Below are 26,134 nucleotides of genomic sequence, written 5' to 3' on the forward strand. Positions count from 1 at the left end.
GTATGCCCTTTTTGATTTGTAATAAAAAAATTTGGTGTTAATGGATTTCATCCATCAACACCAAATATCATAGACCCAAAAAATAAGGACCCTGACAAACGTGATTTGTCAGGGTCCTTATTTTTTGAATTTGCACTATACTACTTTAATAAGGAGAGTACAGGATTTGAACCTGCGCGCCGGTATTAGCCGGTTCGCCGGATTTCGAGTCCGGTGCATTACCACTCTGCCAACTCTCCATGTGGTACTTGAATAGTATATCATAAAATGGCCTAATCTCAACCGATTTTTAGAATTTTTATGCAATAAGTTCGTTAAGTCAGGCCACTCAAGCACCACTTTTACAAATAAGTCAGCCCAACATCCCCCGCCGGATCCGCTGCTGATTCAAAAACCAATAATCACTCGTGGCCCCCGTCAATCTTGTATAGGCCACCGGTGTTTTACCTTGATCATCCAAATGCGCATTCAAGTAATTTCTTAAAATCCAGGGTTCCTCCACGTGGCGGACGTTCATGTTTAAAACGTCCTCGACGTGCATCGCCGTTGTTTGTAAATCCTGCGCCACTCGGTCTAATGACAACCCGGTCAATTTAAAGTTGGCCCACAGCTCATCCTTTGTCGACGTTTCGTTAACTCTAGTTATTGGCATGCTAAAACCACCTTTCAATTGAATCACATTCCAATTAACCACAGTGTACCGCCAATCCAAATAATTGCAACCGCTTTCTTCGTTCGATTAAATAACCAAAGCGCGAACCCCCAGCCACCGCACAATTCGAGCTAACTCGGCATTGTTAGTTAGTTGTAGTACCCAATGATTTTCCTAACTGATTCAAGACTGATACCAACTTGATCCCAATAAAATCAGTAAACTGTCATTACCAAATAACAATCAACCGCGCCCACGGGTGTAAAAAAAGACCCGCTAACCATTTAAGCTAGCGCGTCTCATTTGTTTAACTAGAATTCCATTAAACTTAAAATATCGTAATCTTTAATTTTATCACGACCGTGTAAATCCTTCAGCTCAACTAAGAAGGCCGTTCCAACAACGTGCCCGCCCAGTTCTTCAACGAGTTGAATTGTCGCGGAAATAGTGCCGCCAGTTGCCAACAAATCGTCAGTAACCAGAACGTTTTGGCCGGGCTTGATTGCGTCCTTGTGCAAGTAAAGGGCTGATTGACCATATTCCAAATCATAGGTTGCCTTAACCGTTGGCCGGGGCAACTTCCCCTTCTTGCGTGCTGGTGCAAATCCAATTCCTAATTCATAGGCGACCGGGCAGCCAACGATAAAGCCCCGTGCTTCGGGACCAACAATCATATCCACCTGCTTATCGCGAGCAAATTGGACAATCTGATCGGTTGCTTCACGGTACGCCTCGCCGTCCGCCATTAATGGCGAAATATCCCGAAAGATAATTCCTGGTTCGGGATAATCTGGAACGCTAGCCACATATTTTCTTAAGTCTAATGCCATTGCTTAATAACAGCTCCTTCAATTCTTCACTGCAGCCTGACCTTTGACCCAAGCTTGTAATGCTGCAGATTTACTATATAAAAGCGTTTCTTCAGCGGCGATCTGTTGTTCGCGTAGCTGATAACTAGGGGCGTGATGTAAATCCGCTTTCGCTGGATCCGAAACGCCATTCATGACACCATCACTTATTTTAACAAATCCCACCTCAAAAAACACCTGAATCATGAAAATAAGCAAATTTCGCTCAATTTGTAAATGTTTTGCTACCTGGGTGAGTTGCCGGTGAATGTCAACGTCGTGTTGGTTGCGAGTAAACTGGAACAATTTCGCAAACTGGGCCCGACTTGGCATTCCCGTCAGGTAAACGGAATCTTTCCGGTACAAGTATAGGGTGACCTGGTCAAGTTGAATACTCGTTAAAACTTGACTCATATCACTCAGACTGTCTGGGCAATCAACGATTACCACTGGCTGGTGCGCCGTAACCGTCGCTAAATCCTGATCAGACGCCCCCACCAGAACCGCCTGCGCGCCCGCACCAAGGTAGTCCTTAACTTGGGTCATCAGCTTCTGATGGAAGAATAAGTAAACGCCCGGCGCTTTAAACTGGTGCGCCGCTAGCCGTTGCGTCCGCGCATCAATAACCTGGGTTCCACTGACCGCAATGTCAGCAATCATAATCTGGGGCTTAGTTTGCCCATTCCAGGTATTTGCGCTTAACGTCCCAACTAGCTGAACCGCCCCGGGACTCGCTTGAACCGCTGGTAAGGCCGCACCGAAAGAAAAGCCGATGGCGTCTAGCCGATTTTTCCCATCGCTGAGCTGTAATTTCAAATGCTGCTGATCACTCCCAATAGCGCGCGCCTGCGTAATCGCCTGCGGCTTGAGCTGAAAAGTCGGCGCCGGATTATCCGTTCCAAACGGCGCCAGTTGCTTGATTCGCTCCAAAGTCGCGAGCGTGGCGTCCGCCACGGCTAACTCCCCATCGATTGGTAAGCTAACCTGTGCATTTTCGCGTAAGTTTTGCTGATCCGCAGCTTGCTCAAGGGCCAGCTTTAAATCATCTAAATGCTCCGCTGCCACCGTCAAACCAACGGCCATGTGATGACCACCAAACGCTACGAGTTGATCGCGAATCGGGTCAATCGCCTCAAACAAATTGTAGGCTTCAACGCTCCGACCACTCCCCTTTAAGCGGCCAGTTTCGTCAGCACTCAAAACAAGTGTCGGCTTACCGGTCGCTTCAACAACGTGGCTCGCAACGATACCTAAGACCCCTTCGTGCCAGGCTTGCCCGGTAATGACCAACGTTTGCCGCTGCTGGTTTTCCGGTGTTTGGGCCTGTTCCAAAGCACTTGCGGCTAAGTCCTTCACTAACCCCTGGCGCTTTTCGTTCAATTGATTAACTTGCTGGGCTAAAGCACGCGCCCGTTCGTCATCCAGGGTCGTCAACAATTCAACCCCACTTTGCGCGTGTTGGAGCCGCCCAAGTGCGTTCAAACGGGGCGCGATTCCGAAACCAATGTTCGTTTCGTCTAACTGACTTTGATCCAACCCAGCCGCCTTAATCAACGCGGCCAAGCCCGGTCGCGTCGTCTGGCGCAACACTTGTAAGCCCTGTGATACGATTGTTCGGTTTTCACCAGTTAATGGGACTAAGTCAGCCACCGTCCCAATCGCGGCCAGATCTAACAGATCTTGTGGGACTTCTTCCAATAAAGCCGTCGCAACTTTAAAGGCAACTCCCGCACCAGAAAGACCGCCAAACGCGTAGTGGCCCTCCGGGTGCCGAGGATGCACAATTGCGTAAGCCTTTGGTAATTCAGCCGGTAATTCGTGGTGATCGGTAACGACCACGTCAACGCCAGCCGCCTGAACCCGATTAATCACTTCATTACCAGCCACGCCGTTATCAACGGTCACGAATAATTTAGTTCCAGCCGCTACCAACCGGTCAAAGGCGGCTTGGTTCGGCCCGTAACCATCTTTAAAGCGGTCCGGAATGTAATAATTAACGTTGGCACCAATTTGATCCAGCGTTTCGTACATAATTGACGTACTCGTCAACCCGTCAGCATCGTAATCACCATAAATGGTAATTTGATCACCATTCATCACGGCCGTTTGAATTCGTTCTACCGCTCGCTGCATATCATGCATCTGATTTGGATCAAGTAACGGTTGCTGGTCCGGGTGCAAAAAACGCGTTGCTTCTTCGGCCGTTTGAATCCCGCGTTGAATGAGTAAACGGGCAACTAAGACCGGTTCATCAATGGCGGCTGCTAGTTCCTTGACTGCGGTTGTATCGAGCTGTTCATCGCGCGGAACCCACTTCTTCTTCGCCGCTAACATGGCATCCTTCCTCTCATCTTTACTTGGTTGGTGCGCTTGATTGTGGTTCTTTATCCAAGCGCGTTTGTTTTCCTTTATTATTGAGCCGCAGCGTTAAACGCTTGTTTTCAGCCGTCAACTTATCAATTTTAGCTTGGGCTTCCGCGAGCGCCTTGGTGTGGGCCGCTCGTTCCTTCGAGGCGTTGACCGTTGCCATTAAAACGGCGGTCACCACGCCTAGAATCAAGGTAATCACAATGACGAGAATCAGCGGCCACTTCACCGCGACCACCCCAAAGTTTACTCGAACAGGTTCAACGTTTAAAATTGCAAAAACAATGATTACTAAGACGATCACTAAGGCACTCACTAAGCGCCACTGATTCTTTACCATCATGAATTCCCCCTATTTAAAATTAAACACTGATCCGGTCAACCAATCGCCCACGCGCGGCGCAAGCTGATAGCCGATGTTGGCCACTGCCATTAGCCGTGGCCGATTAATTTCACGACGCCGCCGACCCAACTGACTCACAATTAATTCTGCCAATCGAATGGGATCCAACGCCAGCTTTTCAACCCGATCCAAATAGTGTCCACTTGGATCAGCAGTCTCAAAAAAGTCCGTTTTAATCGGGCCAGGATTAACCGTCATCACGTTGACGTGGTTGGCTCGCAACTCAAGTCGTAACGAATTATCATAGGCAATTAGCGCGGCCTTGGTTGCCGCATAAACGGCTGACTTTGGCGTTGCAATTTTCCCCGCAATTGAAGCGATATTGACAATTTCACCGCTGGCTTGCTGGCGCATTCGTCGTGCCGCCAGTTGGCTGATGTACATCGTCGCCAGCGTGTTCACGCGGAACATCCGCGCAATCATTGCGGGGTCCATCTCGGTTGCGTTGACCATGTAGCCAAACCCGGCTGCGTTGATAACGACGTCCAATTGCTTAAAGCTTTGATCGACCACGTCAAAAACGTGTTCGATCGCCGTTACGTGGTTTAAATCGCCCGTAACCGCAAGTGCCTGAGCGCCGGCCGATAAGATGCGGCACTGATCGGCCACCCGCATTAGGCGTTCCTTGCGCCGTGCCACGAGAACAACGTTAGCGCCACGCGCCGCCGCCGCAAATGCGAGCTGTTCACCCAAGCCGCTCGAGGCCCCGGTGATCAAAAACGTTTTTCCAGTTAACTGTGCCATCACACTTCACCTAAGCTTTCTTGGCAAGTGGCACGTCAATCAAGTCAAAATCACGGACCACCCGCGTATTATTAAAGACTTTTTGAGCCTGTTTTTGTAATTCCTTACTTAACTTACCCGTATAGCGGGCAGAAATATGGGTTAACAAAAGTTGGTGCACACCGGCAGTTTTTGCAACCTGGGCCGCCTGGGTACTGGTTGAGTGGTAATAATTATGGGCCAGCTTCGCTTCATCCGAACCAAACGTGCTCTCATGTACGAGTACGTCCGCTCCTTGTGCTAAGCTCGTGGCGTGAGCCGTTTTACGAGTGTCGCCTAAAATCGTCACTACTCGTCCAGGTTGAGGCGCCGCAATGAAGTCCTGACCATTAATCGTCCGGCCATCCGCCAACGTTACCGTCTGCCCCGCTTTTAATTGGCCGTAAACCGGACCACTCGGGATGTTCATGGCTTTCAGGCGGTCTGCTTGTAATTCACCTGGATGATCCGCTTCTTCAATCCGATAGCCAAAACACGCGATGCGGTGATCTAACGGCTCACAAACCACTTTAAAGGTCTGATCTTCAAACACCGTTTCGGCCGCCGTAATTTCGTGAAACTTCAGTGGGTAAGACAAGCGCGTTCCCGATACCCGGAGCGCCACCTGAACAAAGTCGCGAATCCCCCGCGGACCATAAATCGTCAGCGGTTCGTCGCCCCCCTGAAACGAGCGTGAGCTTAATAACCCGGGCAATCCGAAGATATGATCTCCGTGTAAATGGGTAATAAAGATTTTGGCAATTTTACGGGGCTTCAACGTCGTCCGCAAAATTTGATGTTGGGTACCCTCACCCACGTCAAATAACCAAACCTCGTTTCGTTCATCCAGCAAGCGCAGGGCCGTACTGGTCACATTGCGAAACTTTCCCGGTGAGCCGGCACCGGTACCTAGAAATTCTAATTGCATAAATTTGTTCGTCCTTATCTGTACAGTCTGCTAACTATTTTACCGAAACTGGCGGTAATAAACAACGACCAGTCTGACAATGTAAAATAATCACACTAATCAATTAATTATAATCCGGGGTCCAACCCGCTTTCAAGGACGACCTCTTGAAACTCGCAAATTCCTCCACCCTTCAAACTAAAATAATTCCCAGGCAAACTTTACCTGGGAACAACAAAGACGACCTCAATTTTAATGGACGGGTTGCGGTTCGGCCATTTGATCAATAAACGTTTGCCATTGATCAAACACGGCCTCCGCAGAGTAACGCCGAACATTTTCATAGGCGTTACGACTGTATTCTGCCAGCGTTGCCTGATCCTGCAAGCAACGGCGCATCTCATCCGCCAACTGTTGAACATTATCGACCGTAGTTAAAACGCCACTAACGCCATCCTGAATAATATCGCTAGGACCATACTTCACGTCATTGGCAATCATCGGTAGCCCGTGGGCTTGCGCTTCCAGTAACATTAATGAAAAACCTTCGGCCCGACTCGGTAATACGCCAATTTGGGCGCGTTCATAAACTTGGTTTACCTGGTTAGTATAGCCATTAAAACTAACCACGTCATTCAAGTGGAGGCGGTTCACTTGCTGGACCAGCTGTTGCTGGGTATCACCGTTCGCGTAACCCCAAAACTCCAACCGGGTAGCGGGCAATTCGGCATGCACCTGTGCAAAGGCCGTAATCGTTTGATCCGGCTGCTTTTCAGGGGCTAAGCGGGCTACTTGAACAATCAAGCCCGCCTCACGTTGCTCGAATGGAACCCGTTTAACATTAAGGGTCGCGTCATCCACGTACCCGACAGGAATCGTAAACGCAGGGACCTGCCCCCCAAATTGCGCAACAACGTCTGCCGTCTGTTCGGGAGTCGCTGAAATGACTGCGTCCCAACGATCATAATTCATCAACGCGTGGGCGTAGTTATTATTCAACGTCACCGGCTGATCAGGCCGTTCTTCACCAACGTGATTATTATGCAAATGCAAAACTTTCTTCGTCGGTGTTTGCATGTTGAAAAGACTCCAGGCACATTCCACGGTTCGATCACAAATGAAAACGTTGGCTTCGCCAGTTTTCCGATTTAACTCATCGTAGAAAAATCGGGTCAGTTCGTTGAGCCCGTTAAACAGCCAGGCGCGTCCTTGGTAGTTTAGTACCCGCCACGTTAGCCGTTCCTTACCCGCACGGTTTAGAAAGTGGAGTTTTTCAATGTGAATTTGACCGTCCACCCCAAAGTACGCTTCCTGGGTGATTTTACCGTCCCAATCAAATAATTGCTCTAAACATTTAAAACCGCGGGTATCCCACCAAACCATTTTTAGTGTTTTCCCGTTAACGTCAAAGTACTGCACGTTACTAATTTGATCAGTTTGCCCCCGTAAATAAATAATCATTAGGAGCTTCCCCCGTTGAACAACTTGAACCTGATTATCTTTACGGGTTTTAATTGCATCCGCTGGCACTTGCAAATCGGCCAATTCAAACGATTGCCGTTCAACGTGTTGCGTGCCACAGAAGAAATCAAACAGATTAATTAAGTCGTCGTCCGTTAATTGTGCCTGAGCTAAGACGTCGTGTAAGTTCATCGCAAAAATGCGGGTCACAATTTGCGCTGGGACTTGGTGGCGTTTAAAGAGCCGTAACCGACTAATTTCTGCGTGCTCAATTCCCGACTTAGAAAATTGCATGTTATCGTTTAAAAAATAATACATGGAAACGCCCCCCTACAGAGCTAGTAATTGTTGCCAGCGACGCCACACTTTCGTCGGCGTCTGGCGGGTATGCATTTTTTGATAAGCGGCCTGGCTAAAATCAACTAATTGTTGCGGTGCTTGCAAGAGCGCTACAATTCGCTTACTCATCGTTAACTGATCGCCCGAGTCAATTACGTACCCGTCCTGACCATCAAGAACGTAGTCGGCCGGGCCATAATTAAAGCGATAACTGATCACTGGCAGACCGTGAGCTTGCGCTTCCTGCATCGCCAGTGGCCCACCGTTGGCCAACGCCGTATTTAGCAATAATTGATACTGATCATAAATGGTTGCAAACGGCCGCTGGTAATCCTTCAACCGAACCTGCTGCGTTAAGTCCAGTTCCGCAATTAATTTTTCTAGCGTCTCAACGTAGGCTGGATCGCCGTAGCCGTATAAATCACAAGTAACGTCCGGTACTGACTTTCGAACCAGAGCAACGACTCGAATTAACTGATCTAGCTGTCGGTCAGGCGCAAACCGCCCAACGTAGAGCAACTGCTTGGGCCGTTGCGCCATTGGTACTAGTGGCTGTTGCTTAGCAGTCCGCGCCGTAACGGTTGGGATTGCCGTCACGTGGGCCCGGGCATAGCGCCGCTGTAAATGCTGCGCCTGACTCGGTGTTGGCGTAATGAACCCATCAAAATGATCAAGGTTATCTAATGCCGGTTGTAAAAAGCCGTCTAGTGGCGCGTGCAACGGATCGTTGATTGCCTTAGCGTGGTAAATTGGTACAACCACGTATTTTTTGGCGTCATCATTAAGCTGAAGTAATGGTTGAACGCCGGTCCCCGGGCGGTCACTAATAAAAATGGTTTGCTCGGAATCTTGCCGACTAAGCTCCGCAATAAAGAAATTGAATAAATCATCCGTATTTTGGAAAAAGCGCTCGGCAACGCCCGCATAGTTTTTCAAAATTATGCGGGAAGTCAGTGGCGCCCCCTTCGTGTCGGGCACAAAGTATTCCTCCAAAACAACTTGCCCGGCTAAATTATAGTAACGGGTCATTATTAACTTGCCATTCTGACCAAAATACTGCGTCGCCGATTTAAAGCCCCGCCAGTCCCATAAATCGGTCGAAAGTAAGTTGCCCTGATTATCAAAGAATTCTTGATAAAAGACCCGCCCAATTGTGCCGGGAATGAAACCAACGTTCGTTACTAAATCATCGCCATTGAAAACCTGGCTGTAATTAGCCCCAATCATCACTTGATATTCGGCCGGAAGGTGTAAGGATTCCGTTCGCATCACCTTAGCAGGAACGGCTTGCGTTCCTTGAAAATAATCAAACATATTCACTACTTGCGCAGGCTGCAAATCAAACTGGTTAATCGTTTGCATTAACAGTCGATCATAAATTTTGGTCACAATCTTAGCCGGAACGTGCTGGTGCGCAAATAACTGCACGCGGTTGATGGCGGCGTGTTCAACGCTTGAATTTTTCTGTAATAAATATTCATTAATGAAATAAATCATCGTTGATTCCTTTCCATGCTAGCGTTCCAGGTCTTTTTCCTGACGATAGACATAATTATAGTAATTAATTAATCCTGATAAGAAGTGTTCGCAATCGTCAATCCGCGTCCGAAAACTGTCATGCCGCGCATAAAAACCGCCGATAAACTTACCCGGATTATAGAAATACATCGCAATTTCAGGGAAGAAGCCCCCGGTTGTCAATTCATACTCCGCACGGTACGTTAACACTTGCCGTAAGCGAACGAGGTCGTACGATTCCATCAAATCCTCGTTTCCAGAAGCCTTGACCAGGTCTGTCATCTTTACGGCCGCGTCTAGTAATTCGAGTAGGGTTGGGTACGCCGTATCCCGATCCTCGATAAACTTTAGGTGGATAAAGACGTTCTTTAACCCTAACGCCATAAAATCGCGATTATCCGGGAAGACTTTTAGTGCTTCATTAATTGCGTAAGAGATCCAGTGATCGTGGTACTTACCGTAATCGTTTGCGACCATGTAATCCAAGATCTTTTTAACGAGGTCCATGACAGCCTGATCCTGTGTCAATTGATACATTCGTGAAAGTGCAAAGACAACTTCACCCTCATAGTAAATAATCCGATAAGCATCCTTCAACGTCAGGTCATGGTTTAAAACGTGGACCAGCTTACCCGACGCTTGACGGAAGTATGGAACCCCCTTAAAGACCTTCATTAAAACGGGCATAAAACTATCATCATGCGTTACCGTTTGATACTTACATAACGTCAGCATCATCAGCGCCTGGCCGCCCAATTTCAGTTCACCGCGATCATCAATGAAGATGGCCCCCTCCCGCTCAATGGTTGCGTGTGCGAGACCCCATTCAATTGCCGCTTTAACTTTAGCGTAGTTCTCGGTCCGACCAGTAAACGGAATGGCTTCCAGTAATGCATAAAGTGAAGAAAAGTGACGAACGTAATTATAGTTACTCAAAACCTTTTGCCGGGACGGGTAATACCCATAAATAAATTTGCCATCGGCTTGAATCTGATTAATCAGGAACTGCTCGCCGTGATCAATGTAGTTAGCAATTTCTTGTTTAGGATCAGTAAAAATTCGAATTCCCTTTGTACAATCTTCTTGGGCCGATAATTGCCACAGTTGTTCACCGTCCGTAAATACCCCAACCGTCGTAAACGTCCAAATATATGGCGTTTGACGAATGTCGATACCAGCATCACCCGAGCGCTGCTTTAAATACTTTTCCACCTGATCATAATCTACCCAGGAATCCGAGCGGTTTTTCCCAATTTTATGATTTTTCCCGGGTTTAAAGAATGCCTGAGCGTTGATTTCCATCTCAAGTAGTCCCGTTTTGAACTCTTGATCAAAACTAACGCCTTTCCGCCAATAATTCATCCGAATCGTTTCTGCTAGACGCTTATTAAAAACCTCGCGGCTTAAACGTTGCGTCGACTGAACCGTCTCAATCCGAACCCAGCTTTGCTGTGCGGTATTCGCAAGTCGCTCAGCTACTGTGTTCCACGCCTGTTTAAAGCTATCCCGCCGGATAAACTCAACGCTTGCGCGCCGCCGATGATTAGTTGAGATCGATAGCACCAGCGTGACCGTTTGGGTTCCCCGATCTACCAAGTTTCCCGTGGCTACTACTGCTTGTTTTAACTGTTTAATCATCGCTTTTTGCATATCGATCCCTCATTTTCTTTCATATTATATGTACCCCGAGGCGCACCCCGGGAAATTGGCTTAGCCAATCAAAACTTGTGCATCTATTGCTTATTCATCATCACGCTTCCGCCGACCAAAGAGGTACCAAACGCCAGCACCAGCTGCGGCAATGGCTGCTAAGATACTACCAATCAAGCCCCAACGCGCTTGAGTGTTCACTTTAGCGTAATCATGTTGTTGCGTCTTTTGTTTCGAAACCTTTTTACTATCATCGGATGGCTTAAGTTTATCATCCTTTGAAACCGCTGTCCTCGATGTTCGCTTGGAACTTTCATCGTTCGTTGGTACGGCCGAGTTAGTGGTTCCCGTAACGGTACTAAACGTAGCCGGCGAGACTGGCGTTGTACCCAAAGTCTGCGGGCTTGCGTTTCCAGCGCTAGTTGTCAAATTAGTTGTGTTTGTAGTTGTCGCTGAATTAGTACCAGTGTTGCTACCCCCTATCACCGTATTGTTCGTCGATCCCGCATCACCAGTTGTCGAGCCAGTGCCACCAACCGTGTTGCTGCCGCTAGTTCCGTTATTGGAACCAGTATTTAGGTCGGTATCTGTGTCAGTATCAGTATCGGAATCGGTATCAGTATCCGTGTCAGTATCTGTGTCCGTGTCTGAATCGGTATCGGTATCAGAGTCAGTATCAGTATCAGAGTCAGTATCGGTATCCGTGTCAGTATCTGTGTCAGTATCCGTATCGGTATCCGTGTCAGTATCGGTATCCGTGTCTGAATCGGTATCGGTATCAGAGTCGGTATCAGTATCAGAGTCTGTATCAGTATCCGTATCCGTGTCCGTGTCGGTATCGGAGTCAGTATCTGTGTCCGTGTCTGAATCGGTATCCGTGTCCGTATCAGAGTCAGTGTCTGTATCAGTATCTGAGTCTGTATCGGTATCAGTATCAGAATCTGTGTCTGTATCCGTGTCCGTATCAGTATCTGAATCGGAGTCAGTATCAGTATCTGTATCGGTATCCGTATCAGAGTCGGTATCTGTGTCTGTGTCCGTATCCGAGTCAGTGTCGGTATCTGTATCCGAATCGGTGTCCGTATCTGAATCTGTGTCAGAATCAGTATCGGTATCAGTATCGGAGTCGGTGTCGGTATCTGTATCAGTATCTGTGTCAGTATCTGTGTCAGTATCTGTATCAGTGTCAGTATCTGAATCCGAGTCAGTATCAGTATCGGTATCTGTGTCCGTATCAGAGTCAGTATCTGTATCGGAGTCAGTATCCGTATCAGTATCTGTGTCGGTATCGGTGTCTGAATCGGAATCGGTATCAGAGTCAGTATCCGTATCAGAGTCAGTATCTGAGTCGGTATCCGTATCAGAGTCGGTATCCGTGTCGGTATCTGAATCAGAGTCAGTATCTGTATCGGAGTCCGTATCCGTGTCAGAGTCGGTGTCAGTATCAGTATCCGAGTCAGTATCCGTGTCAGTATCTGTATCTGTGTCGGTATCCGAGTCAGAGTCGGTATCCGTGTCAGTATCAGTATCCGTGTCCGTATCTGTATCCGTGTCCGTATCCGTATCAGTATCGGAGTCGGTATCAGTATCTGTGTCCGAATCAGTATCCGTGTCTGAGTCGGTATCGGAGTCTGTGTCGGTGTCCGAATCAGTATCTGAGTCCGTATCAGTATCCGTGTCGGTATCCGAATCCGTGTCTGAGTCAGTATCTGTGTCAGTATCGGTGTCTGTATCAGTATCCGAGTCGGTATCAGTATCGGTGTCCGTATCTGTGTCGGTGTCCGTGTCCGTATCGGTATCCGTGTCGGAGTCGGAGTCGGTATCGGAATCTGAGTCAGTGTCGGTATCCGTGTCGGTATCCGTATCTGTGTCTGAGTCTGTGTCGGTATCCGTATCTGTGTCTGAGTCTGTGTCGGTGTCCGTATCCGTATCGGTATCCGTGTCCGTATCAGTATCCGAGTCAGTATCAGTATCGGTGTCTGTATCAGTGTCAGTGTCTGAATCCGTGTCGGTATCCGTATCGGAATCTGAGTCAGTGTCAGTATCAGAGTCTGTGTCAGTATCGGTATCAGAGTCAGAGTCAGTATCGGAGTCAGTATCCGTGTCGGTATCCGAATCCGTGTCTGAGTCAGTATCTGTGTCAGTATCGGTGTCTGTATCAGTATCCGAGTCGGTATCAGTATCGGTGTCCGTATCTGTGTCGGTGTCCGTGTCCGTATCGGTATCCGTGTCGGAGTCGGAGTCGGTATCGGAATCTGAGTCAGTGTCGGTATCCGTGTCGGTATCCGTATCTGTGTCTGAGTCTGTGTCGGTATCCGTATCTGTGTCTGAGTCTGTGTCGGTGTCCGTATCCGTATCGGTATCCGTGTCCGTATCAGTATCCGAGTCAGTATCAGTATCGGTGTCTGTATCAGTGTCAGTGTCTGAATCCGTGTCGGTATCCGTATCGGAATCTGAGTCAGTGTCAGTATCAGAGTCTGTGTCAGTATCGGTATCAGAGTCAGAGTCAGTATCGGAGTCAGTATCAGTATCGGTATCTGTGTCCGTATCAGAGTCAGTATCTGTGTCGGTATCCGTGTCAGTATCAGTATCGGTGTCGGTATCAGTATCCGTGTCAGTATCAGTATCGGTATCGGAGTCGGTATCAGTATCCGAGTCAGTATCTGTGTCGGTATCGGAATCTGAGTCAGTGTCGGTATCCGTGTCCGTATCAGTATCGGTATCCGTGTCGGTATCAGAGTCCGTGTCAGTATCCGCATCGGTATCCGTGTCGGTGTCTGAATCGGTATCCGTGTCTGTATCAGTATCGGTATCCGTGTCAGTATCAGTATCGGTATCCGTGTCAGTATCAGTATCGGTATCCGTGTCAGTATCTGTATCCGAGTCGGTATCCGTATCCGAGTCGGTATCCGTGTCTGTATCAGTATCGGTATCGGTATCCGTATCTGTGTCAGTGTCGGTATCTGTGTCGGTATCAGTATCGGTATCCGAGTCGGTATCTGAATCAGAGTCTGTATCCGTATCCGTATCGGAGTCAGTATCGGTATCGGAGTCGGTATCTGTGTCTGTGTCTGTGTCGGTGTCCGTATCGGTATCCGTGTCCGTGTCCGTATCAGTGTCCGTATCTGAATCAGAGTCTGTATCCGTGTCCGAATCAGTATCGGTATCAGTATCGGAGTCTGTGTCGGTATCGGTATCAGTATCGGAGTCTGTATCCGTGTCCGTATCAGTATCGGTATCCGTATCAGAGTCTGTATCCGTATCAGTATCCGAGTCAGTATCGGAGTCGGTATCGGAGTCGGTATCTGTGTCGGTATCCGTATCCGTATCCGAGTCGGTATCTGTGTCGGTATCCGTGTCCGTGTCGGTATCTGTGTCGGTATCCGTGTCGGTATCGGTATCTGTGTCGGTATCCGTGTCCGTGTCGGTATCGGAATCTGAGTCAGTGTCGGTATCTGTGTCGGTATCGGAATCCGAGTCCGTATCAGTATCGGTGTCTGTATCAGTATCCGAGTCGGTATCAGAGTCCGTGTCAGTATCCGTATCGGTATCCGTGTCGGTGTCTGAATCGGTATCCGTATCCGTGTCCGTATCGGTATCCGAGTCAGTATCCGTGTCGGAGTCAGTATCCGTATCGGTGTCTGTATCAGTATCCGAGTCAGTATCGGTATCGGAGTCGGTATCGGTATCCGTGTCGGTATCGGTATCCGTGTCGGTATCGGTATCCGAGTCAGTATCTGAATCAGAGTCTGTGTCAGTATCAGAGTCTGTATCGGTATCCGTGTCGGTATCGGAATCTGAGTCAGTGTCAGTGTCGGTATCTGTATCAGTATCCGAGTCGGTATCAGAGTCCGTGTCAGTATCAGTATCGGTGTCTGTATCAGTATCCGAGTCGGTATCAGAGTCCGTGTCAGTATCCGTATCGGTATCCGAGTCCGTATCCGTATCGGTGTCGGTATCAGTATCCGAGTCAGTATCGGTATCCGAGTCAGTATCGGTATCGGAGTCGGTATCCGTATCCGTGTCGGTATCGGTATCCGTGTCGGTATCGGTATCCGAGTCCGTATCTGAATCAGAGTCTGTGTCAGTATCCGAGTCTGTATCGGTATCCGTGTCGGTATCCGTGTCTGAGTCGGTGTCGGTATCGGTATCCGAGTCTGTATCTGTGTCTGAGTCGGTGTCGGTATCGGTATCCGAGTCTGTATCTGTGTCCGTATCTGAGTCCGTGTCTGAATCTGAGTCCGTATCTGTGTCCGAGTCTGTATCAGTATCCGTGTCGGTATCCGTGTCGGTATCAGTATCAGTATCGGTATCTGTGTCTGAATCGGTATCCGTATCGGTATCAGAGTCAGTATCTGAATCAGAGTCTGTATCCGTGTCTGTATCCGTGTCGGTATCAGAGTCAGTATCGGTATCCGTATCCGTGTCAGTATCTGTGTCAGTATCGGAGTCGGTATCCGTATCTGTGTCCGTGTCGGTATCAGAGTCAGTATCGGTATCCGTGTCGGTATCTGAATCCGAGTCAGTATCTGTATCGGAGTCCGTATCCGTGTCAGAGTCGGTGTCGGTATCGGTATCGGTATCAGAGTCAGTATCAGTATCCGTGTCAGTATCTGAGTCGGTATCCGTATCGGTATCGGAGTCAGTATCTGTATCAGAGTCTGTGTCTGAATCCGTATCGGTATCTGTGTCGGTGTCGGAGTCGGTATCCGAATCAGTGTCAGTATCTGAGTCAGTATCCGTGTCGGTGTCCGAATCAGTATCGGTGTCAGTGTCTGAGTCGGTATCCGTATCGGTATCGGAGTCAGTATCTGTATCAGAGTCTGTGTCTGAATCCGTATCGGTATCTGTGTCGGTGTCGGAGTCGGTATCCGAATCAGTGTCAGTATCTGAGTCAGTATCCGTGTCGGTGTCCGAATCAGTATCGGTGTCAGTGTCTGAATCGGTATCCGTATCTGTATCAGTATCTGAATCAGAGTCAGTATCCGTATCTGAATCCGTGTCAGTATCTGAGTCTGTGTCTGTATCTGTATCAGTATCGGTATCCGTGTCCGAATCCGTATCTGTGTCAGTGTCGGAGTCAGTATCCGTATCCGTGTCAGTATCAGTATCAGTGTCGGTATCCGTATCAGTATCCGAGTCGGTATCCGTGTCTGTGTCAGTATCGGTATCTGTGTCGGTATCCGTGTCTGTATCAGTATCCGTATCTGTGTCTGTATCTGTGTCTGTATCTGTGTCAGAATCGGTATCCGTATCCGAGTCGGTATCCGTGTCGGTATCAGTATCCGTATCGGAATCAGTATCGGTATCCGTGTCGGTATCTGAATCAGTATCGGTATCCGTGTCGGTATCTGAATCAGTATCGGTATCCGTGTCGGTATCTGAATCAGAGTCAGTATCCGTGTCGGTATCGGAATCAGTATCGGTATCCGTGTCGGTATCTGAATCAGAGTCAGTATCCGTGTCAGAGTCGGTGTCTGTATCCGTATCAGTATCCGTGTCAGTATCGGAGTCAGTATCGGTATCGGAGTCGGTATCTGTGTCGGTGTCGGTATCAGTATCAGTGTCCGTATCGGTGTCAGAGTCGGTATCGGAGTCTGAGTCGGTGTCGGTATCCGTGTCGGTATCTGTGTCAGTATCTGAGTCCGTGTCTGAATCTGAGTCCGTATCTGTGTCCGAGTCAGTATCAGTATCCGAGTCAGTATCGGTATCCGTGTCTGTGTCGGTATCAGTATCTGTGTCAGAGTCAGTATCAGTGTCGGTATCAGTATCGGTATCCGTATCGGAGTCCGTATCAGCATCCGAGTCAGTATCCGTGTCTGTGTCAGTATCGGTATCTGTATCAGTATCTGTGTCTGTATCGGTATCGGTATCTGTATCCGAGTCGGTATCCGTATCCGTGTCGGTATCCGTGTCTGTATCAGTATCAGTATCTGTGTCGGTATCGGTGTCAGTATCGGTATCGGTATCTGTGTCGGTATCCGTATCCGAGTCAGTGTCGGTGTCGGTATCCGTATCAGTATCCGTGTCCGTATCAGTATCTGTGTCAGTATCGGAGTCCGTATCCGTATCAGTATCCGCGTCCGTATCCGTATCTCCACCTAGTGAATCTGCCGCCAACTGAGCCCAGTAACCGGCATCGTCAGCCGCCGCAGCGGCCTGCTCTTGCGCCTTCTTCGCTTTCGCCGCCTCTTCGGCTGCTACCTTAGCGTAACTGGATGCCGCCGCATTATCGCCAGCCGCTTCGTGCGCCTTAGCTTGTTCGTGGGCCTCCTTTGCCGCGGCAGCGGCACTAGAAGCAGCGGCCGCTGCATCACTCGCTGCTTGAGCTGCTTCCTGCGCCTTTTGCGCGTAAGAACTAGCCGTCGAATTACTGTCAGAATAGTTTCCAGCAACGTTTGCGTAGGAGTTAGCGACTGATTCATATTCTGAAGCTGAGTTCGCATAATCGTTTGCCTGGCTCGCCGCCGAGGAAGAATCACCCGTCGCAACCGCATTCACGGTTAAAGTTGCTTCCCCGACCTTCATTTCAGTAGTCGTACTGTTACCATTCTCATCGGTCGTTGTGATCGTTACGATCAAATAGTACTTACCACTCTGGCCAGTTTTGACATCCGTAAATGACAAGTACGGACTATTAGCGCCTTCAATTAGCGTCACGTTTCCGTTTTCGTCAATAAAGTACCATTGATAAGTGGAGTTCTCATCGACAACGTTAGCGTCGCCCACTGGATGCCATTCAAAATCATCACCCGCTGAAACGTTTTGATCTTCTAGTCCGTTCCCAATCGTGATGGTCTTAGTTGCCGTATAAACGGACCCATCCGCGTTGGTGATTGTTACCGTAATCGTCACCGTCCCAGCCTTGTAGACGGTCAGTAAACCGGAGTCGTCGATGGTCGCAATACTGGAGTCACTCGTACTCCACGTGATGGTCCCAGTCGCGTTCCCCGGGTTCGTGATGCTAACGTACTGGCCGGTCGTATTGTCCTTTTCGTTATTTCCAGTTGGGAGGACAATGTAGTCGTCACCATCAATTTCAATCCCGGTTGCCGGAATATCTTTGTCATAAATGTGAACTTCAGCACCATCACTGGCAAACGTCGTACTTCCTACTAAATTATTAAAAACTGAAATCATCTGGAACACCATTGTTCCAGTATAATCGGCACTGACTTCAAAGATCAGTGTGCTTCGACCCTTGTTGTACGTCGGTACGAGAACGCCACTCCCATCATTATTGGATTCCTCAATAATGGTAATGTAACCCTTCGCCGCCGCATCAGCCGCCGTCATCCAGGTTCCGTTAATTTGCACGTACCAAGTCGTTTTAACTCCGAAGGAATAGTACCCCAGCGCCCGTGAGCTGGAACCAGATAGCGTGACCCGCGATCCCGACTTAATCGAAGTAACCTTGGTCGGTTGCGAAGTCATCCCACCGTCAGTAATGATGCCAAGAATGGTTGAAACGTTCCCGGTATTTTTATTATCCTTTAAAGTTCCTAAATCGTTGGAGTAATTAATCGCTTGAACCGCTAAATCCTTAGCCTCATCCGCTTGCTGGGCAGCCGTTGCCGCGTAAGCTCCCGCTTCCGCTGCCGCACTACTTGCAGCGTTCACGTAGGAACTAGCCGCCGCAAAATCGCCCGCTGCAATTGCGGAAGTCGCTTGGCTCATGTACTGGGCCGCTAAGCTAGCCGCTTCACTAGCCGAATTAGCCGCCCGGGCTACATCAGCTGCCTTAGCGTTCGTTTGGTTAGCATACGACTTACCGAGATCCGTGTTTTGCTTATAACCCCCCGTTTTATCTTGAACATTTTGGTTAGCGGAAGATGCCGCTGCATTCGCAGCCGCCGCCGCACTCGAAGCCGCCGCTGCTAAGGAATTGTAGTAGGCTGCCTGTGAGTTAACTACGGCCATCGTCAGCGCAGAAGCCGCACTAGAGGCTGCTTGCAATTGATTGGTCGCATTCTTAAGCCATAAATCAGCAGCACTTGATTGGTAAGCTGCCGAGCTATAATTACCTTCAGCTGCATACGAGGCCGCTAGACTAGCCGCCGTTGCCGCTTGATCCGCATAGGACTTAGCCGCTGCGGCCGCCGAAGCCGCCGCCGAGTTATACGCCGCCGTCGTTGCATCGTTAAATTGACTACCCCCGGTGTTGTAGGCGTTCGCAGCGTCGGCCGCGTTTGAGGCCGCCTGGTTAGCTTGATTAGCCGCCGAACTCGCCGCCGAAGCTGCTCCCGCTGCATAACTCGAACCAAGATAGTCGTTTGCGTTTGAACCCCCATTTTCAGAAGTTGAAACTTGGAGGGCTTTTTCAACAAAGTTTAAAGCTTCCGTTGCCGCTGAGCGGGCTTGGCTGGCATAATTTTCAGCCTGACTGGCATAGTCCGCCGCCGCTAACGCGTATGAACTAGCTGCTTCATAATTACCACTCGCTTCGGCGGCCGCCGCACTCGCCTGCGCCGCCTTAGCCGCACTTGCGGCTTCCATTGCCTGAACCGCATAGCTTGCCGCTTTCTTTTGCGCCGCATAGGCCGAGTTCATGTGGTCCGTTGAAAGCGCACCGGATAAATCAATGGAATCTTCAGCATTCTTAATCGCATCAGCCGCGTTATTGGCCGCGGAATTTGCAGAAGAGGCCGAACTGTTCGCCGTGTTCGCAGAGCTGTCCGCCTGCTGCGTGTAGGTCCCATTTGGATCAGTCACGACGATGGTTAAAACGTTTCCGGACGCCTTAAACGGGTCGCTAATCAAGTACTTACGCTTCGACCCACTAACTGTCGCTTGGAAGTAGTACGTTCCGGCCGTTTTCATAGCGGCTAAATAACTCTCCAAGCTCGCTCCGTCAATGATTTTCCAAGTATTACCATCCGTTGAAACGTACCACACGTATGTCGCCGTTCCAACCAGACTATAACCGCTCCCCAGATCCAACGTATTCGTAATATTAATTGACTCGCCAACCTTGATGGTTTCGGTCGTCGTATTCGAAACCAACGTGGCCCCATCATTAACGACCTGTTCACCGGTTGTATCACTCGCAAACCGCTTCGCCAAGTCCGCGTTTTGCGCCGCTACCTTAGCATAGTTTTCCGCATCGGTCGCCGCGTTTTTGGCAATCCGCATTAGCGCATCCGCCGCTTCCGGCGTAGCTGCCGTTTTAGCCGCCGTTGCCGCCGAACTAGCTGTTTGGGCCGCCGTTGCTGCTTTAGCCGCAGCATCTGCTGCTAAGGATGCGTAGTTCTGGGCTTGCGTTCCGTTGTATTTGCCAGCTTCCTGGGCCGAGCTACTTGCCGCGTTGCTCTGATTTGCCGCGACGGACGCACTGGAGCTGGCGTTTGTTGCGATGTTTTTAATGGCTAGTTGGTTAGCCTGACTGGCACTGGCTTCAGCTGCCGTACCAGCACCGGTTGCAGTGTTACCCGCCTTGATGGCCGCATCCATGGCCGTTCCCACTTGCGTGTACGCCGCGCTAGTTGCTTCATAATCACCATTCGCTGCGTTGGTTTGAACCGCTTGAAAGGCCGTGTAAGCCGTTGCCGCCGCACTCTTAGCCGCATCCGCTGCTGCTTGGGCCGCAACTGCATTACTGCTCGCCGCATTGTAAGCCGCCGAAACCGCTGCATCACCCTTATTATACTGAGTCGCCAGGTAAGCACTACTTGCGGCTTTGGCCGCGGAGTTAGCCGCTTCCTCAGCTGCCTTAGCTGCCGAACTCGCCGCCGCATAACTACTGTTCGCGAGATCAACCATCCCCTGAGTCGCACCCTGACGACCATCCGCTGCTGCCTGCGAAGCCGCATCGGCCGCGGCAATCGCCCGTTCAGCTGCTGAACTCGCCGCACTTAACGCTTTCACATATTCGGCTAAGTTGGTACTAGTCGTCCCAACTTCGTCATCCATCGCTTGCGAATACATGTTAGCTAGACTGGAATAATGCGCCGCAAGGTCCGCTGCCACCACCGCTTCTTGATAAGCACTATTGGCCGCGCTCGCGGCATTTTGGGTCGTCGAATTCTTAACTAACTGGGCGTAACTACTTGCAGCCGCCGCATTTGAGGCCGCCTTAGCTTTCGCTTCAGCTGCCGCACTCGCATTATCATTACTGGTATTGTTGGCAACCTGCGCTGGTTGCGTTGCCGTAGAACTGGCCGCCGCACTGGCTTGGGATTTAGCAGCCGCCGAACTAGTCGTAGTTTCTGCAGCTGAACTAGCCGAAGAACTGGCCGCCGCACTACTCGTTTGATCCTTGGTGGCCGCACTTGATTGACCTTGTTCCTGCGACTCATTGGTTGACGCGCTGGTATCTACCGGCGTGTCGTTTGCCGCTGATTGTGTCCGCGTTTCCGTTGACTGGGCCGCAGCCGCCAACTCGGACTGAGTTGCTGATTCCGGTTGAACCGGCGTCGATTGATTACTTTGGTTAGTATCTAAACTTTCCGTATCCGCCGCTTCAGAACGACTCTGGGTGGTCGCTGCCGAACTAACCGAAGTAGCTTCCGTCGAAACTGATTTACCCGTTTGACTATTAGCCCCTTGAGAAATCAAATCGGAATTCCGACTGCTATCAGTTTGGGAAGAAACTGAAACATTGGTTACGGTGGTAGGCGTATTCGTCGCTCCCGCTGATTGGGACGCGGCTAACGCTGCCGCTTGAGCCGCCAATAGTACGTCATCATCTTGTTCCACCGGTTCATTAGGATTTGTGACCGCCTCGTCAGTTGGTGACGCCTTAACGACGAGGGCCGGATTTTGATCAGCCGTCTGACTTGCTGTCGTCTGATCCGCATGGGCAACGGTGTGGATTGCCCCCGTTAATGCAAAGGAAGCAATGGTTGTAAATACCCAGGATTTACCAACCTTAAACATCTTATAATGGAGCTTAGGATCGCCATTAAAGGCCTTATTTCTCAGAAATTTCATTGGTTTGCCCTCTTTCTTTACCCATCGCGGGGTCAACTGTCGTCTTTGTTTTAAACTAGAACGGCAATAAAAGCCATTGACGATTAAGGCACTTTACCTTCAATGACGACTTTACCGCGTTCTTTGTATATTTATATTATATATTCTAAATAATAACGATGCTAATAAATATTAATCGAAATTTTTCAACGTAATTATTTCTCCCAAGGATATTTACCATTTTCATCTTTCGGCGTTGCACGCATCATTTTGCGCGTTCCTTCGTCTAACTCATGTTTGGTTCGATGCCGGTTACGATGTCTAATCCACAAAACCAGACCGCCCAGTAAGAGGTAGGCACCTAACCGAATGGCCATTTTTAAAGTTCCATAAGCTGATAGAACGACCATCAAAAATCACCCCTTTACGTCACCCACTAAACTGCGGTGATTCGTTTAATGACAAAAAATAAGAACCGCCATCGTCTAGTTGGCCTGATCATGATTAAACAAATGTGCTAATCAACGGATTGGTTTCGACTGTTACTCAGATGAAAGCGATTGATTCTTCTACGCTAGTATTTATATCATATAAATTTTAATCATGCATGGATTTGCGCACGTAAATTATAAATAAATAATTTATAACTTGCGCAAAACGCGCCACTATAATATATTTAGCTCAATTAGACTAACCCGAAAGGAACTTACCGATGCGTTTAATTGATTTTAAATTATCAACGGCTGATTTATGGCAAGGATTGCCATTATACTTGGAAACTTCAAAACACGCCCGGATTGCCATCAACGCTTTACAGTTGCATGACCACCAGTTAATCTTAATTCCAGCGGCCCGCCAGCACCCCCTTACCTTGGACCAGTTCAACGCTCGAACCCGTCAAATTGGCGGTCAGACCCAGCTTTACGTGCAGGCCAATCCGACGCCCTTACGCTTGTTTGGCTACCGAATTGAAAATCAGCAACTGTTATTGGGCTAACCAAAAGCCGTCATTTTCGTGCATGCGCTTTCAATTTACTTCATAAAAATCACGCCTAAAAAAGCGCTTGGCCATCGCCAAGCGCTCCTTAACCGCATTCACCAGTTCAATTAATCCATGAACTGGAACGCGTAATCTAAAATCTGAATTGTATCATCATTCTTGGCACCTGCGGCCCGTAAGGCGTCATCAACGCCCATCCCGCGGAGTTGCCGTGCAAACCGCATCAAACTTTCTTCGTGGTTCAAATCGGTCATCTTGAAGAGCCGTTCGAGCTTTTCACCACTCAAGACATACAAGCCCTCTTCTGGGTTTTCAACCTTAAAGTCAGGGTTCGCATCCGTCGTGTAATCCCGGTGTTCAACGTCATCGACACCCTTAACTGGGAACTGGGGCGTCTTATCTAATAAGTCAGCCGTCTGCGCTAACAAGGCCGTTAACCCCTGCTGCGTGATGGCAGAAATTGGATAAACGGCTGGTACCGTTTCGAAGGTGTTGTCCTGCGCCAACTTAACCTTAAACTTTGCCAGGTTGTCCGCCGCGTCTGGCATATCCATTTTGGTTGCAACCACGATTTGTGGCCGTTTCAACAAATCGGGATCATAACTAGTCAACTCATGATTGATTTTGACGTAATCATCAAACGGATCATTTTCTTCAATCCCACTCATATCCACTAAGTGTAAAATGACCCGGGTCCGTTCAATATGACGCAGGAACTGAATTCCCAAGCCAACTCCGTTTGCCGCCCCTTCAATTAATCCAGGTAAGTCGGCCATTACAAAATCGCGGCCATCATCTAAGCGCACCATACCAAGGTTGGGGACCAAGGTTGTAAAGTGGTACGCCCCAATCTTGGGCTTAGCACTCGTGACAACTGATAAGAGTGTCGACTTCCCAACCGAAGGAAAGCCCACTAAACCGACGTCCGCAAGCACCTTTAGCTCCATCCGAATCGTTAGCTCGCCACCCGGCTCACCATTTTCCGCAATTTCTGGAGCCGGATTTTTAGGACTGGCAAAATGGATGTTTCCGCGACCACCCCGACCGCCCTTAGCAACAACTAAGCGCTGGTCCTTCTCCGTAATATCACCAATTAACTTGCCGGTGTCAGCGTCCGTCACGACCGTTCCTAATGGGACGTTAATCACTTTGTCCTGTGCGGACCGCCCCGTCATTTGCTTGATCATCCCGTTACCGCCGTTATCGGCTTTGAATTTACGCGTATACCGGAAATCCATCAAGGTGCGTAACCCTTCATCGGCTTGCAAAATAATACTGCCTCCGCGGCCACCATCACCACCGGCCGGACCGCCATTCGGCACGAACTTTTCACGGCGGAAAGCAACCATGCCGTTACCACCGTTACCGGCCTTTACATCTACTTTTACTTGATCAACAAACATGTTTTTCCCCTGTTTCTTCTATATTATTTATCTACGAAAGGTTTCGTGCGAAATTAGATACCTGACCTAGTATACAAATGTTCGCGCGCTTCGTCAAAAGTTCTGCGGCCAACGGCCACTAAACTCCGGGTTTGCGTCTCCGTGACTTTTTCAATGACGGTTTTTGAACTTTTTTGACGTTTTTTGAATGTTTTTGTTGCGTTTTGATAGTTGAACGCGTATATTAGTCTGCGGAGGGATTTGAAAATGCTTACAGAGGAACGGCAACAATACATTCTAAATGCGATTCGTTTTAAGGGCATTATTAAAATCAAGGACATCTGTTCCAAAACGAATTGTTCAGAGTCAACGGCCCGCCGTGACTTGCAACAACTCGAAGAACAGGGGGAACTCGTTCGCGTCCACGGTGGCGCGAAATACATGAACTCACTCCAAGAGGAACCGGCCATGAACGACAAGGTTTCCCGCAACGTTGATGCTAAGGACCAGATTGCTCAGCAAGCTGTCGCTAACATTCAAATTGACGACGTGATTTACTTGGACGCGGGGACCTCAACCCTCGCCATGATTCACCATTTAAATCCCGGCTACAACTTACGGGTCGTTACTAACGGGGTCGTCCACGCATCCGCACTAGCGGATATGGGGATTAAAACCTACCTATTAGGTGGCAATTTAAAAAACGTTACCAAGGCCGTTATTGGTCCCGAAGCCGTCAAATCGTTACAGGAGTATCGGTTCAACAAAGTTTTCCTAGGAATCAACGGTGTCCACCCGAAATTTGGGTTAACAACGCCCGATCCCGACGAAGCGATCGTTAAAAAAACGGCCATCGCGCAAAGCGAAGAAAGTTTTATCCTGGCCGATAGTTCCAAATTCGACCACGTCTCGTTCGCCCGGGTCACTGATCTTGCCAGCGCAACGATCATCACGGGTAAGTTAACCCCGACCCTGGCCGAACAGTATCAGCCATTAACTACCATTCAGGAGGTTAAATCATGATTTATACCATTACCGTCAATCCATCGATTGATTACGTGGTGCAACTCCCCCACATGGCACTCGGTAGCGTGAACCGCTTAGCGCACACTGCTAAATTGCCTGGTGGTAAGGGAATCAACGTTTCACAAATTTTAAACGACTTAGAACAGCCGAACCGCGCCCTCGGGTTCATCGGTGGTTTTACGGGTGATTTCATTCATACCGCTTTAAAGGCGAAGGGGTTGGATTGCCACTTCACACAAATTGCGGATGATACCCGCATCAACGTCAAGATTCACGCCGACGAAGAAACCGAATTAAACGGGGCCGGCCCTGATATCACCGCTAACGAAATCGACCAATTCTATCAAGAATTAGCCGGGTTAACCCCCGACGACGTTGTCGTAATGTCCGGTAGTCTCGCACCCAGTCTTCCCGATAGTTTCTATTATGATATTATTCAAAAAGTGGAAGCAGCTGGCGCGAACTTTGTGATTGACACGACTGGTGAAGCCCTCAAAAAGACACTTCCTAGCCATCCGTTGGTCGTTAAACCCAATAACCATGAATTAGCTGATTACTACCACACGACCTTTAATAATCAAGCCGACATCATTGCGGCTGGTAAACGGATGCTCGCTGAAGGGGCTCAACACGTTTTAATTTCAATGGCCGGTGACGGTGGTTTATTAATTACACCAGACGCCGTTTACTTCAGCCCTGCCCCTAAGGGAACCGTCATCAATTCAGTTGGTGCTGGTGACTCAATGATTGGTGGCTTTGTTGGTACTTTTGCTAAGACGCACGACGCCGTTGAGAGTTTCCGTTACGGCTTAGCTTGCGGTTCCGCAACCGCCTTCTCAGAAGACATTGCCACCCGCGCTAAGATCGATGAAATTTTACCGCTCATTAAGATTGAACAATTAACAAACTAA

The 26,134-nt window shown here is 49.0% G+C and carries 15 protein-coding genes and 1 tRNA gene; 3 read left to right on the forward strand and 13 right to left on the reverse strand.

All coding sequences use genetic code 11. The annotated features are described in order from the left end of the window. Positions 1-151: 151 nt before the first annotated feature. The 12 genes from FFM79_RS09725 to FFM79_RS09780 form a co-directional block, all read right to left on the reverse strand. A tRNA-Ser gene (locus FFM79_RS09725) sits at positions 152-239 on the reverse strand. A gap of 113 nt (positions 240-352) precedes the next feature. After that, the gene (locus tag FFM79_RS09730) at positions 353-652 is read right to left on the reverse strand and encodes a DUF2316 family protein (protein ID WP_137643286.1); all 300 of its coding nucleotides are present in this window, start codon (positions 650-652) and stop codon (positions 353-355) included. A 311-nt stretch (positions 653-963) separates the two neighbouring features. Continuing rightward, positions 964-1,482: an adenine phosphoribosyltransferase gene (locus FFM79_RS09735; protein WP_137643287.1), complete on the reverse strand. Its 519-nt coding sequence runs from the start codon at positions 1,480-1,482 to the stop codon at positions 964-966. Between the two features lie 18 nt (positions 1,483-1,500). Then, positions 1,501-3,834 carry a single-stranded-DNA-specific exonuclease RecJ gene (recJ, locus tag FFM79_RS09740; protein WP_137643288.1) on the reverse strand — a complete coding sequence of 778 codons (2,334 nt, stop codon included), beginning with the start codon at positions 3,832-3,834 and terminating at the stop codon, positions 1,501-1,503. 19 nt (positions 3,835-3,853) lie between these two features. Beyond that, the gene (locus FFM79_RS09745; protein ID WP_225424429.1) at positions 3,854-4,210 is read right to left on the reverse strand and encodes a LapA family protein; all 357 of its coding nucleotides are present in this window, start codon (positions 4,208-4,210) and stop codon (positions 3,854-3,856) included. Positions 4,211-4,219: 9 nt separating this feature from the next. Next, entirely contained in the window at positions 4,220-5,014 is a 795-nt protein-coding gene (locus FFM79_RS09750) for an SDR family NAD(P)-dependent oxidoreductase (protein WP_137643289.1), read from the reverse strand. A 10-nt stretch (positions 5,015-5,024) separates the two neighbouring features. Further along, the gene (gene rnz, locus FFM79_RS09755; protein WP_137643290.1) at positions 5,025-5,960 is read right to left on the reverse strand and encodes a ribonuclease Z; all 936 of its coding nucleotides are present in this window, start codon (positions 5,958-5,960) and stop codon (positions 5,025-5,027) included. A 231-nt stretch (positions 5,961-6,191) separates the two neighbouring features. Further along, positions 6,192-7,718 carry a glycosyltransferase family 4 protein gene (locus FFM79_RS09760; protein ID WP_137643291.1) on the reverse strand — a complete coding sequence of 509 codons (1,527 nt, stop codon included), beginning with the start codon at positions 7,716-7,718 and terminating at the stop codon, positions 6,192-6,194. Positions 7,719-7,730: 12 nt separating this feature from the next. Further along, on the reverse strand, positions 7,731-9,236 hold the full coding sequence (gene asp1 / locus FFM79_RS09765) for an accessory Sec system glycosyltransferase Asp1 (protein ID WP_137643292.1): 1,506 nt from the start codon (positions 9,234-9,236) through the stop codon (positions 7,731-7,733). Between the two features lie 18 nt (positions 9,237-9,254). Continuing rightward, a complete protein-coding gene (locus tag FFM79_RS09770) occupies positions 9,255-10,907 on the reverse strand; it encodes a glycosyl transferase family 1 (protein WP_137643293.1) in 1,653 nt (550 codons plus the stop codon). Positions 10,908-10,997: 90 nt separating this feature from the next. Then, positions 10,998-21,836: a KxYKxGKxW signal peptide domain-containing protein gene (locus tag FFM79_RS09775; protein ID WP_137643294.1), complete on the reverse strand. Its 10,839-nt coding sequence runs from the start codon at positions 21,834-21,836 to the stop codon at positions 10,998-11,000. Positions 21,837-22,030: 194 nt separating this feature from the next. Next, positions 22,031-22,225: a hypothetical protein gene (locus FFM79_RS09780; RefSeq protein WP_225424430.1), complete on the reverse strand. Its 195-nt coding sequence runs from the start codon at positions 22,223-22,225 to the stop codon at positions 22,031-22,033. Positions 22,226-22,527: 302 nt separating this feature from the next. Here FFM79_RS09780 and FFM79_RS09785 point away from each other — a divergent pair, with 302 nt between their 5' ends. Beyond that, on the forward strand, positions 22,528-22,812 hold the full coding sequence (locus tag FFM79_RS09785; RefSeq protein ID WP_137643296.1) for a hypothetical protein: 285 nt from the start codon (positions 22,528-22,530) through the stop codon (positions 22,810-22,812). A gap of 110 nt (positions 22,813-22,922) precedes the next feature. Here FFM79_RS09785 and obgE read toward each other — a convergent pair whose 3' ends face one another. After that, positions 22,923-24,218, reverse strand: coding sequence for a GTPase ObgE (gene obgE / locus FFM79_RS09790; RefSeq protein WP_137643297.1), 1,296 nt, complete (start codon positions 24,216-24,218; stop codon positions 22,923-22,925). A 246-nt stretch (positions 24,219-24,464) separates the two neighbouring features. On the opposite strand from obgE, the gene FFM79_RS09795 reads away from it, so the two are divergent. Together FFM79_RS09795 and pfkB are read left to right on the forward strand one after the other, a co-directional pair. Then, entirely contained in the window at positions 24,465-25,220 is a 756-nt protein-coding gene (locus tag FFM79_RS09795; RefSeq protein WP_137643298.1) for a DeoR/GlpR family DNA-binding transcription regulator, read from the forward strand. Then, on the forward strand, positions 25,217-26,134 hold the full coding sequence (pfkB, locus tag FFM79_RS09800; protein WP_137643299.1) for a 1-phosphofructokinase: 918 nt from the start codon (positions 25,217-25,219) through the stop codon (positions 26,132-26,134). Before FFM79_RS09795 ends, pfkB begins: the two co-directional genes overlap by 4 nt.

This window comes from Lactiplantibacillus modestisalitolerans, from assembly GCF_005405425.1.
GTDB classification, from domain to species: Bacteria; Bacillota; Bacilli; order Lactobacillales; family Lactobacillaceae; genus Lactiplantibacillus; species Lactiplantibacillus modestisalitolerans.